Annotated in this window: 4 protein-coding genes; 1 reads left to right on the forward strand and 3 read right to left on the reverse strand. The window is 74.3% G+C overall.

The features are described 5' to 3' along the window. Positions 1 to 205 precede the first annotated feature (205 nt). The 3 genes from ACZ63E_RS31725 to ACZ63E_RS31735 are packed head-to-tail and all read right to left on the reverse strand — an operon-like array spanning position 206 to position 3,328. Complete coding sequence (locus ACZ63E_RS31725) at positions 206 to 973, reverse strand: ABC transporter permease (protein ID WP_465339833.1); 768 nt, start codon at positions 971 to 973, stop codon at positions 206 to 208. Then, complete coding sequence (locus tag ACZ63E_RS31730) at positions 963 to 1,925, reverse strand: ABC transporter ATP-binding protein (RefSeq protein WP_465339834.1); 963 nt, start codon at positions 1,923 to 1,925, stop codon at positions 963 to 965. Before ACZ63E_RS31730 ends, ACZ63E_RS31725 begins: the two co-directional genes overlap by 11 nt. After that, positions 1,922 to 3,328, reverse strand: a complete 1,407-nt coding sequence (locus ACZ63E_RS31735) for a glycosyltransferase (protein WP_465339835.1) — start codon at positions 3,326 to 3,328, stop codon at positions 1,922 to 1,924. The genes ACZ63E_RS31730 and ACZ63E_RS31735 overlap by 4 nt, the downstream gene beginning before the upstream one ends. 201 nt (positions 3,329 to 3,529) lie before the next feature. Between ACZ63E_RS31735 and ACZ63E_RS31740 the strand changes: the two genes are divergently transcribed. Beyond that, complete coding sequence (locus ACZ63E_RS31740) at positions 3,530 to 11,812, forward strand: type I polyketide synthase (protein WP_465339836.1); 8,283 nt, start codon at positions 3,530 to 3,532, stop codon at positions 11,810 to 11,812. Positions 11,813 to 11,823 lie beyond the last annotated feature (11 nt).

Genomic DNA, 11,823 nt, shown 5'->3' on the forward strand with positions numbered 1-11,823 from the left:
CCCCGCAAGACGCTCGGCTGGGACACCCCAGCTGAGCGACTCAACCAGCTACTGTCCACGCAGGAGCCTGTTGCGACGACCGCTTGAATCCACCCGGTTAGAACCGCCCTAAACACTCACGACAAGCCGCGGCAGATCACCCAACTTGAGCGCACACACAAAACCGGGCCGGGGATCGCTCCCCGGCCCGGTTTCGTGTGTACGGTCAGGCGGCGACCGCCTGGAAGGTGCGCGAGTTCCACCGCACCGCCAGCGCCGCGAGTGTGATGATCACCGCCGCGCCCAGGAGCGTGGGCACCAGCGGCAACGTCTCGCGGAAGCTCGCCCGGCTGATGTCCACCACGTACGCCAGCGGGTTGAACCGCGACAGCACGTACAGCCACATCGGCGCGCGGTCCGGCGTGATCGGCAGCAGGATCCCCGACAGCAGCGTCAGCGGAAGGATGACGATGTTCACGATCGACGTGAACGTGTCCTCCTTCCGCAGCTTCAGCACGATCGCGTCCGCGCAGCAGGCGATCGTCAACGCCGTCAGGGCCGTGATCAGCAGGACCAGGACCACCCCCACCACGCTCAGCGCCACGCCGAACACCAGGCTCGCCAGCAGCAGGATGATCACCCCCTGCACCAGCGACAGCGTCACCGACGGCAGCGCCTGCCCGAGGCTCAGCGCGGTGCGGCTCACCGGCGTCACCCGCAGCCGGTCGACCGCGCCCGCGCGGATGCCCGCCAGGAGCACGAACCCGCAGTAGACGCCGTTGGTCGCCGCGATCTGGATGATCAGGGCCGGGGTCAGGTCGACCCAGGACGTCTCGGCCGGCGTGCCCGGCGTCTTGCTCACCAGCACCGCCAGCAGCGGCCCGCACAGCACCAGGTACAGCACCGGCTGGATCATGCCCAGCACCAGGTACGGCTTGTTCCGCAGGGTCACCGCGAGCTCGCTGCGGTAGACCAGGATCGCGTCACGCAGCATCGGCCGCTCCTTCGCGCAGGCCCCGGCCGGTCAGGGCGAAGAACACGTCGTCGAGGGTGGGACGTCGCACGCGCAGCGCCACCAGCGGGATGTCCTGCTGGTCGAGGGCCCGCACCAGCGGTGACAGGACCTCCTCGCTGTGCGCGACCTGGAACCGCAGCGTCTCTTCCTCGCGCCGCAGGCCACGCACGCCCGGCAGCCCGGCCAGCAGCAGTTCCGCGTGGTCCGCGCGCTCGGGCGGCACCGTCACCTCGACGCCGTCGCCGAGCAGGCGGGACTTCAGCGCTTCGGGGGTGTCCTCGGCGACGATCACGCCGTCGTCGATGACCTGGATGCGGTCGGCCAGCGCGTCCGCCTCGTCGAGGTAGTGGGTGGAGAGGAACACCGTCACGCCCTGCTCGTCGCGCAGCCGCCGGATGTGGCTCCACAGGTGGGCGCGGCTCTGCGGGTCCAGCCCGGTGGTCGGCTCGTCGAGGAACAGCACCACCGGCAGGTGCACCATGCCCAGCGCCAGGTCCAGCCGCCGCCGCTGGCCGCCCGAGAGCGACGCGGTCAGCCGCTCCTCCAGGCCGTCGAGGCCGAGCTGGCCCGAAATCTCCCGGACGCGCTCGGTGGCGTCGGCCTTGTTCAGCCCGTACAGCCGGGCCTGCAGCATCAGCTCTTCACGGACCTTGCGCTCGTCGAGCGTGCCGCCGCCCTGGGCGACGTACCCGAGGTGCCGGCGCACCCGCGCCTGCTCGGTGCGCAGGTCGGCGCCGGCGATCCGGGCCTGCCCGGCGGTCGGGCGCAGCAGGGTCGTGAGCATCCGCATGGTCGTGGTCTTGCCGGCGCCGTTCGGGCCGAGGAACGCCACGATCTCCCCGGGTTCGACCCGCAGGTCGACGCCGCGGACGGCGGCGACCTCACGGCCGTCGGAGACGAAGGTGCGGGCCAGGCCCGCCGCCTCGATCACCGGGCCGACCGGGCCGGCTCGGCCGCGGCGTCCTCGTCGGCGACCAGTGCCAGCAGTGCGTCGACGGCGCCGTCGCGGCCGCGTCCCGGCTCGTGCTGCAGCCGGCCCATCTCTCGCGCGCGGGTGGTGAAGGACGGGTTCTCGAGCACCTCGGTCAGCTTCGCGGTGACGTCGTCGGTGTCGATGCCGTGTGAGGACTCGACGATCAGGCCGACGCCGGTGTCGCGGGCGCGCACCGCCTGGTCGTAGCCGTCGACGAAGAGCGGGCGCAGCAGCAGCGGCTTGCCGAAGTACAGGCTTTCGATGTACCCGTTGCCGCCACCGTGGGTGAAGTGCGCGCGCACGTGCGGGTGGGCGAGGACGTCGAGCTGCGAGGGCAGCCACTGCTCGGCCCGCAGGTTCGACGGCAGTTCCGGGGCCGGCGGCAGCAGGTGCCACGACTCCTTCGGCAGCCGCCAGAGCACGGCGTGCTTGCCTTCGAGCCGCCGCGCGACCTCGACGAGCCCCTTCACCTCGTCGCCGGTCAGCCGCACGACCGTGCCGAAACCGATGTACACGACCGATTCGTGCCGGTCGAGCCAGCCCTTGACGTCCTGTTCGTCCGGCAGCTCGGGCAGCGGCGGCACGATCGCGCCGAGCATCCGGAAGTTCGCCGGGATGTCCACCGGGTACTCCAGCTCGGCGAGCGAGTAGACGAGCACGAGCGCCGCGTCGTCGATCCGCGCGGTGTACTTCGCGGCCTGCCGGGAGACGCCGAGCTCCTTGTTGGACTTGACGTACTCGACAACCTTCTTGCGCAGCAAGGAGTCGGCGACGAACAGCGTCTTGCGGCGGAACCCGAACAGCGCGTTGGCCCGGCGCTGCTTCGGCGTCATCTCCAGCGGCAGCCCCGAGTGCGGGACGGGAAACCCCTTGGGCAGCTTGGTCAGGTGGTTGCTCACCGAGAACGGCACGCTCACCACGTGCGGGATCCGCAGGGTCACGGCCAGCTCGAACCCGGCGTGCAGCAGCGAGTCGACCACCATCGCGGCCGGCTCGACCTCGCGCACGACCTCGGTGAGCGCGCGGTAGGCCTGGTCGCGGAAGCGGGTGTCGAAGGTGTGCCGCATCAGCGCCTTGTGCGCCTTCCAGCGGGACTTCTGGGTGACGGCGTGGTAGGTCTCGTCGTCCCACGAGCCGGAGGACAGCTCGGGGATCGGCGCGCCGAGCGACCGGAACCGCACCGGGGTGCCGGTGCCGTCGGCGCCGATCGCCTCGACCTCGGCGCGGCGGTTGTCGAAGGTGGCGAAGTAGAGGTCGGGCACGCCCCGCCGGGACAGCTCCGCCGCGAGGACCAGCAGGGAGTTGACCAGCCCGCTGTCCGGTGAGCTGACGAACAGGATCGGACGCCGTTGTCGGCTCATGGGGAAGCACCTTTCCTCGGGCGGGGAGCACACGGCCGTCGCGACCGTAACGCCGGCCTTTCCGTGAATCACCTACATTCCGCGACCCCGCCGGCGCCGAAATCTAAGGGTTTAAGGGAGGTGGACGCGGTTGACTCACGCGATGCGGAACCCGGACCGCGGTGCCGCGAGCCCTCACCGGACGACCCCCGAGAGGCGAGGATGGCCAGCGAGAGCCAGCTGCGTGACTACCTCAAGCGCGTCACCGCCGACCTGCACCGGTCGCGCCGGCGCGTGCGGGAGATGGAGGACGCGGCCGCGGAGCCGGTCGCGATCGTCGGCATCGGCTGCCGCTTCCCCGGCGGGGTCGCCACCCCCGAGCAGCTGTGGGACGTGCTCGCGGCGGGCACCGACACGATCGGCCCGCTGCCGGCCGACCGCGGCTGGTCGGCGTTGCTGGCCGGGGTGGACCGCAGCACGATCAGCCTGGGTGACGTCGGCGCGTGGCGCGGCGGGTTCGTCGAGGCGGCGGACCGGTTCGACGCCGGGTTCTTCCGCGTCTCCCCGCGGGAGGCCCTCGCGATGGACCCGCAGCAGCGGCTGCTGCTCGAAGTCACCTGGGAAGCCCTCGAACGCGCCCGGATCGTGCCGGCGAGCCTGCGCGGCAGCCGCACCGGCGTGTTCGTCGGCACCAACGGCCAGAGCTACGGCAAGCTGCTCGCCGCGTCCGGTGAGACCGTCGAAGGGCACGCCGGCACCGGAACGACCGCGGCCGTGCTCTCCGGCCGCGTCGCCTACTCCTTCGGGTTCGAAGGCCCTTCGGTCACGGTCGACACGGCGTGTTCGTCCTCTTTGGTCGCCGCGCACTGGGCCACCCAGGCGCTGCGCACCGGTGAGTGTTCGCTGGCGCTCGCCGGTGGGGTCACGGTGATGGCGACGCCCGAGGCGTTCGCCGAGTTCAGCAAGCAGGGCGGGCTCGCGCCGGACGGCCGCTGCAAAGCGTTCGGCGAGGGTGCGGACGGTGTCGGCTGGGCCGAGGGCGCCGGGATCCTGGTTCTGGAACGGCTGTCCGACGCGCGGCGGCTCGGCCACCCGGTGCTCGCCGTGCTGCGGGGCACCGCCGTCAACTCCGACGGCGCCAGCAGCGGCCTGACCGTCCCCAACGGACCGTCGCAGCAGCGGGTGATCCGTGCGGCGCTGGCCGCGTCCGGACTGTCCACATCGGACATCGACGTCGTCGAAGCGCACGGCACCGGCACGAAGCTGGGTGACCCGATCGAGGCCCAGGCGCTGCTGGCCACCTACGGTCGTGACCGCGAGCACGAGCTGCTGATCGGCTCGGTCAAGTCGAACTTCGGGCACACCCAGGCCGCGGCCGGGGTCGCCGGGATCATCAAGGCCGTCCTGGCGATCAACCACGGCGAAGTGCCGCGCACCCTCCACGCCGAGCAGCTCTCGTCCGAAGTGGACTGGAGCGCGGGCGCGGTCCGGCCGGTGACCGAGCCGGCGCCGTGGCCGGAGACCGGACGGCCGCGTCGCGCCGCCGTGTCGTCCTTCGGGGTCAGCGGCACCAACGCCCACACGATCATCGAGCAGGCGCCGGAGCCCGAGCCGGTCGAACGCGGTCCGCGGGCCGGCGGGCCGGTGCCGTGGTTCGTCTCCGCGCGCTCGGAACCCGCGCTGCGCGCCCAGGCCGCCGCGCTGCTGGCCGCCACCACCGAGGACACCGACGCGGCCGACGTCGCCTTGTCGACCGCGGTGACCCGCACGGCCTTCGAACACCGCCTCGCCGTGACCGGCCCGGACACCGCGTCCCTGCGCGAAGGGTTGCGCTCCTGGCTCGACCAGGGGACCGCGGCGAACGTGACGACCGGGACCGCGTCACGCGGCGAAACCGCCTTCCTCTTCTCGGGCCAGGGCGCGCAGCGGATCGGGATGGGCGCCCGGCTCGCCGAGGTGTACCCGGTCTTCGCCGAGACGTTCGCCGAGCTCTCCGCACGCCTCGGCGTGGTCACCGACGACCGGCTCGACCGGACGGAGCACGCGCAGCCCGCGCTGTTCGCCTACGAAGTCGCGCTGTACCGGCTGCTCGAGTCGTGGGGTGTGCGCCCGGCGTTCCTGGCCGGGCACTCGGTCGGGGAGATCGCGGCCGCGCACGTCGCCGGGGTGCTGTCCCTGGACGACGCCTGCACGCTGGTTTCCGCCCGCGCCCGCCTGATGGGCGAGCTGCCCGAAGGCGGCGCGATGATCGCCGTGCGAGCGTCCGAAGAGGACGTTCGTGCCGTCGCCGTCGACGTCGACCTCGCCGCGGTGAACGGCCCGGAGTCGGTGGTGCTGTCCGGCCCCGAAGCCGCTGTCACCGCGCTTGCCGCCCGGTTCCCCGAAGCCCGGCGGCTCAAGGTGTCCCACGCGTTCCACTCGCGCCTGATGGACCCGATGCTCGACGGCTTCCGCGCCGTGGTCGCGAAGCTCTCGTTCGCCGAGCCGGAGATCCCGGTGGTCGCCGGCGGTGACGTCACCGACCCGGAGTACTGGGTCCGGCAGGTCCGCGACACCGTCCGCTTCGTCGACGCGGTCACCCGCCTCACCGGCTCCGGCGTGACGCGGTGCGTCGAGCTGGGCCCGGCGGCCGTCCTTTCCGGACTCGTCGACGGCGCGATCCCCTTGGCGCGCAAGGACCACGACGAAGCCACCGCCTTGATCGCCGGGCTGGCCGCGCTGCACGTCGCGGGCGGCGCCGCCGACTGGCCGGCCGTCCTCCCCGGCGCCCGCCCGGCCGGCCTGCCCACCTACGCCTTCCAACGCGAGCGCTACTGGCCGACGCTCACCCCGCGCACCGGCGACGCGGCCGGGCTCGGCCTCACCCCGGTGCGCCACCCGCTGCTCGGCGCCTCCCTCGACGTCGCCGCGAGCACCGAAACCGTGCTCACCGGCACCGTCTCACCGGCCACCCAGCCCTGGCTCGCCGGCCGGACCTCGTTCCCCGGCACGGGGTTCCTCGAACTGGCCCTGCGCGCGGCCCGCACGCTCGGCTGCGCGGAGGTCGCCGAGCTCACCCTCACCGAGCCGCTCGCCCTGGCGCCGAAGGACGTGGTGGCGCTGCAGGTGCGCGTCGGGCCGCCCGGCCCGGACGGCCGCCGTCCGGTCGACGTGTTTTCCGCGGTGGACACCCCGGCCTGGACCCACCACGCCACCGGCGCCCTCGCCGCGGACGCGGGCCCGGAACCCGCCGTCCTGGCCGAAGGCGCATACCTGACCGACGTCTCCTTCGAAGGGGACCCGGGTGCGTTCGACCTGCACCCCCTCCTGCTCGCCGAGGCCGCGCAGGCGTGCGGCGAGGAACCGGTGGCCTGGCGCGGGGTTTCGCTCCACGCGCGGGGGTTGTCTTCGCTGCGGCTGCGTGTCGCCCCGCTCGGCGACCACGCGGTCAGCCTCGCGCTGCTCGACTCCGCCGACCGGCCGGTGCTGCTCGCCGCCGAGGTCGAGTTCGCCGGCGCCGTCGCGCCCGTCGACGCCGTGCCCGCGACGCCGGTGCGCGTCCCGGCCAGCCCGGTGGCCGGCGGCTGGGCGGCGCTCGGCGAGGCCGACCGCGGCCGCGCGGCCGAAGACCTCGTGCGCACGACCGTCGCCGCCGTGCTCGGCCACGGCGACACCGGCGCGGTGGGCACCGCCGACCCGTTCACCGACCTCGGGTTCGACTCGATGATGTCGGTCGAGCTGCGCAACCGGCTCACCGCCGCCACCGCTCTCGAACTGCCCGCCACGCTGGTGTTCGACCACCCGACCCCGGCCGCCGTCGCCCGCCTGCTGCTGGCCGGGCTCTTCGGCGACGACGAGCGGTCCGGGCCGGTCCGCCGCGGCCGCGCGCGCACCGACGACCCGGTCGTGATCGTCGGCATGAGCTGCCGCTACCCGGGCGGGGTCCGCTCACCGGACGACCTGTGGACGCTGGTTTCCGAGGGGCACGACGCCGTCGGCCCGTTCCCGGCCGACCGCGGCTGGGACCTCGCGACCCTCGCCGCGGGCGCGTCCGCCACCACCTACGGCGGGTTCCTCGACGGCATCGACCGCTTCGACGCCGCCTTCTTCGGCATCTCCCCGCGCGAGGCCCTCGCGATGGACCCGCAGCAGCGGCAGGTCCTCGAAACGTCGTGGGAGGCCCTGGAAGACGCCGGGATCGACCCGCTCGGCCTGCGCGCCACGCCGACCGGCGTGTTCGTCGGCACCAACGGCCAGGACTACGCGAGCGTGCTCGCGGGCAGCACCGCCGACGTCGGCGCGCACGCCGGGCTCGGCAACGCCGCCAGCGCGGTCTCCGGCCGGGTGTCCTACGTGCTCGGGCTCGAAGGCCCTTCGCTGACGGTCGACACGGCGTGCTCGTCGTCGCTGGTCGCCCTGCACCTGGCGGCGCAGGCGCTGCGGGCGGGGGAGTGCGAGCTCGCGCTCGTCGGCGGGGTGCTGGTGATGTCCAGCCCCAACTACTTCCTCGGCACCAGCCGGCAGGGCGGCCTCGCGCCGGACGGGCGCTGCAAGGCCTTCGCCGACGCGGCCGACGGCACCGGCTGGGCCGAGGGGGTCGGCATGCTCGTCGTGGAGCGGCTGTCCGACGCCCGCCGCCGCGGCCACGAGGTCCTCGCCGTGGTGCGGGGGTCTGCGGTGAACTCCGACGGCGCGTCCAACGGCATCACCGCGCCCAACGGCCCGTCCCAGCGCCGGGTGATCCGGGCCGCGCTGGCCGACGCCGGTCTGTCCACTTCGGACGTCGACGTCGTCGAAGCGCACGGAACCGGGACGACCCTGGGTGACCCGATCGAAGCCCAGGCGCTGCTGGCGACCTACGGGCAGGACCGCGAAACGCCGTTGCTGCTGGGGTCCTTCAAGTCGAACATCGGCCACACCCAGGCCGCCGCGGGGGTCGGCGGGGTGATCAAGGTGGTCCAGGCGATGCGCCACGGCCTGGTGCCGCCGACCCTGCACGTAGACGCGCCGTCGTCCCATGTGGACTGGACGGCCGGGGCGATCGACCTGGTCACCGAAGCGACGCCGTGGCCCGAGGTGGCCCGGCCGCGCCGGGCGGGGGTGTCGGCGTTCGGCGTCAGCGGGACGAACGCGCACGTGGTGCTCGAACAGGCGCCCGAGGCGCCCGCGCCGGCTCCGGAACCCCCGGCCGCCGTGGTGCCGTGGGTGCTCTCGGCCCGCGGCCGGCCCGCGCTGCACGCCCAGGCCGCCCGCCTGGCCGGCGCCGGGTCGCCGCTCGCCGCCACCGGGCTCGCCCTGGCCATCCGCCGGGCCGCGCTGGAGCACCGCGCGGTCGTCGTGGGCGCCGATCCCGAGGCGCTGCGCTCGGCGCTGGCGGCCGGCGACCTCCTCGAAGGCACCGCCCGCGATGGTGGCACGGCGCTGTTGTTCACCGGCCAGGGCTCGCAACGGCCGGGCATGGGCCGCGGGCTGTACGACCGGTACCCGGTGTTCCGCGACGCGTTCGACGAGGTCTGCGCCGAGTTCGGCGACGAGCTGCGGGACGTCGTGTTCGGCGAGGACGCCGCCCGCCTGGACACCACCGGCTGGGCGCAGCCGGCGATCTTCGCCGTCGAAGTCGCCCTGCTGCGGCTGCTCGACCGGTGGGGTGTGCGCGCCGACCACCTCGCCGGGCACTCGATCGGCGAGATCACCGCCGCCCACGCGGCCGGTGTGCTGTCGCTGGCCGACGCGTGCACGCTCGTCGGCGCCCGCGCCCGGCTGATGCAGGAGCTGCCCGAGGGCGGCGCGATGGTCGCCCTGCGCGCGAGTGCCGCCGACGTCGAGCCGCTGCTCGGCCCGGACGTCGCGCTCGCCGCGGTCAACGGGCCGTCCTCCGTGGTGATCGCCGGCGCCGAAGCCGCCACTCTCGCGGTCGCGGAGCGGTTCGAGAAGGCCAAGCGGCTGGCCGTGAGCCACGCGTTCCACTCGCCGCTGATGGAGCCGATGCTGGAGGACTTCGCGAAGGTCGTCGCCGGGCTCGACCTGCGGTCGCCGAAGCGGTCGCTGATCTCCGCGGTGACCGGGCGGCCCGAGCACGAGCTGTTCGCGACGGCCGGGTACTGGGTGGACCACGTCCGCCGGACCGTCCGCTTCGGTGACGTCGTCGCGGACCTGGCCGGGCGCGGGGTCACGCGGTTCGTCGAGGTCGGCCCGGACGCCGTGCTCTCCGGCATGGCGGCCGAGACCGTCGAGGCGACCTGCGTGCCGCTGCTGCGCGCGGGCCGCGACGAGGAGACCACGATCGTCACCGCGCTGGGCCGGCTGCACGTCGACGGCGTCACGGTCGACTGGCCCCGGTTCTTCGCCGGGGCCGACGCGCGCGGGGTCCGGCTGCCGACGTACCCGTTCCAGGGCGAGCGGTTCTGGCCGGAGGCCGCGGCGCCGGTGGAGGCGAGCGACACGTTCTGGACCACGCTCGAAGGTGCCGACGTCGCGACGCTGGCGGCGGAGCTCGGCGCCGACGCCGAGGAACTGGCGCGGGTGCTGCCCGCGCTTTCCGCGCACCGCAAGGGACACGTCGACCGTTCCACGACCGACGGCTGGCGCTACCGCGTCGACTGGCAGCCCTTCACCGGCACCACCGCGCCGCGCCGCGAGGACTGGCTGATCGCGGTCCCGGCCGCTCTCGACGGCGACGAGCGCATCGAGGTGCTGGTCGACGTGCTGGGCGCGGACACCGTCCGGCTGGTGGTCGACGGGCCGGACCGCGCTGCGCTGGCCGAGCGGATCACGGCGCTGCTCGAGACCTTCCCGAGCCCTGCCGGGGTGTTGTCGCTGCTGGCCCTCGACGAGAAGCCTTGCTCCGACGCGCCATCCGTACCCGGCGGCCTCGCGACGACGGCGGCCCTGGTTCAGGCGCTGGGGGACGCCGGTGTCGACGCGCCACTGTGGTGCTTGACCACCGGCGGCGTGCGAGTCGGCCCCTCCGACGCGGCGGGCAGTCTCGCCCAGGCCGCGGTGTGGGGCCTGGGGCGCGTGGCCGCGATGGAGTACCCCGGCCGGTGGGGCGGGCTCGTCGACGTGCCGCCGGACTTCGACCCCCGCGCGGTCACCCGCCTGCCCGGAACGCTCGCGGCGGCGGGGGAGGAGGACCAGATCGCGGTGCGCGCGAACGGCGTCCTCGTGCGACGGCTCGTGTCCGACCCGGCCGGAGCACCTGCCCGCCACCCGGGCGAAGTGCCCGCCGACGGCACCGTGCTCGTCACCGGCGGCACCGGCGCCCTCGGCGGGAAGCTCGCGCACTGGCTCGCCGAGTCCGGCGCCGGGCACATCGTGCTCACCAGCCGCCGCGGTCTCGACGCCCCCGGCGCCCGGGAACTGGCCGGCGAGCTCACCGCCGCGGGCGCCCGGGTGACCGTCGCCGCCTGCGACGTCGCCGACCGGGACGCCGTGGCCGCCCTGATCGAGAACCTCCCGGCGGAATTCCCCCTCCGCGGTGTTGTCCACGCCGCCGGCGTGCTCGACGACTGCGTGGTCGACGCCGTCGACCCGGGCCGCTTCGAAACCGTGCTGCGGCCCAAGACCGCCGCCGCGCTGCACCTCCACGAACTGACCGCCGGGCTGGATCTCAGCCTCTTCGTGTTGTTCGCCTCCATCGCTGGCACCGTCGGCGGGCCCGGGCAGGGCAGCTACGCCGCCGCGAACGCCGTCCTCGACGCGCTCGCCGAACAGCGGGCCGCCGCCGGGCTGCCCGCGCTTTCGGTCGCCTGGGGCGCCTGGGGCGAGGTCGGCATGGCGGCCGACCCGGCCATCCAGGAACGCATGCGCCGCAGCGGCGCCGCGGCCCTCGCCCCCCGGCGGGCGCTGCTCGCGCTCGGGGAAGCGCTGCGCCGCGGGGACACCTCGGTGACCGTCGCCGACATCGACTGGACGCGCTACGCGCCCGGCATGGCCCTCATGCGCGCGACGCACCTGCTCGACGGCGTCCCCAGCGCCCGCGCGGCCATCGAAGCCGCGCGCCGGGCGCCGGAGACCGCCGAGGAGCCGCTGGCCGCGCAGCTGGCCGGGATGTCCGAGCCCGAGCGCGTCAGCACGCTGTCGAAGGCCGTGCGCACGGCCGCCGCGATGATCCTCGGGCACGCGTCCGGGGACACGATCGAGCCCGAGGCGAAGTTCGGCCTGCTCGGGTTCGACTCGCTGAGCGCGGTCGAGTTCCGCAACCTGCTGGCCCGGCGCACCGGGCTGAACCTGCCGCAGGGCCTGGTCTTCGACCACCCGACCCCGCTCGCGCTCGCGCGGTACCTGCGCGAGGAGCTGGTGCCGGCGGACCAGCCCGCGGCCGACCCCCTGGACGCCGAGCTGGCCGGCCTGGAGCGGGCCGTGGCGGCCGCCGACCTCGGGGAAACCCGCAGAGACGACGTGGCACGCCGGCTGAACCGGCTGCTCGACGGCCTGCGGCCGGAGCGCGCGGACGGCGAAGACGTCTTCGCGGCTTCGGACGACGAAATGTTCGACCTGCTCGGCAAGGAGTTCGGGATCTCGTGAGCACGCAGGAT

It is taken from the genome of Amycolatopsis sp. NPDC104819 (assembly GCF_055583145.1).

Excerpts from the sequence above, each read along its gene's own strand:
- ACZ63E_RS31725 (WP_465339833.1), bottom strand. The coding sequence starts at position 973 with ATGCTGCGTGACGCGATCCTGGTCTACCGCAGCGAGCTCGCGGTGACC.
- ACZ63E_RS31735 (WP_465339835.1), bottom strand. The coding sequence starts at position 3,328 with ATGAGCCGACAACGGCGTCCGATCCTGTTCGTCAGCTCACCGGACAGC.
- ACZ63E_RS31740 (WP_465339836.1), top strand. The coding sequence starts at position 3,530 with ATGGCCAGCGAGAGCCAGCTGCGTGACTACCTCAAGCGCGTCACCGCC.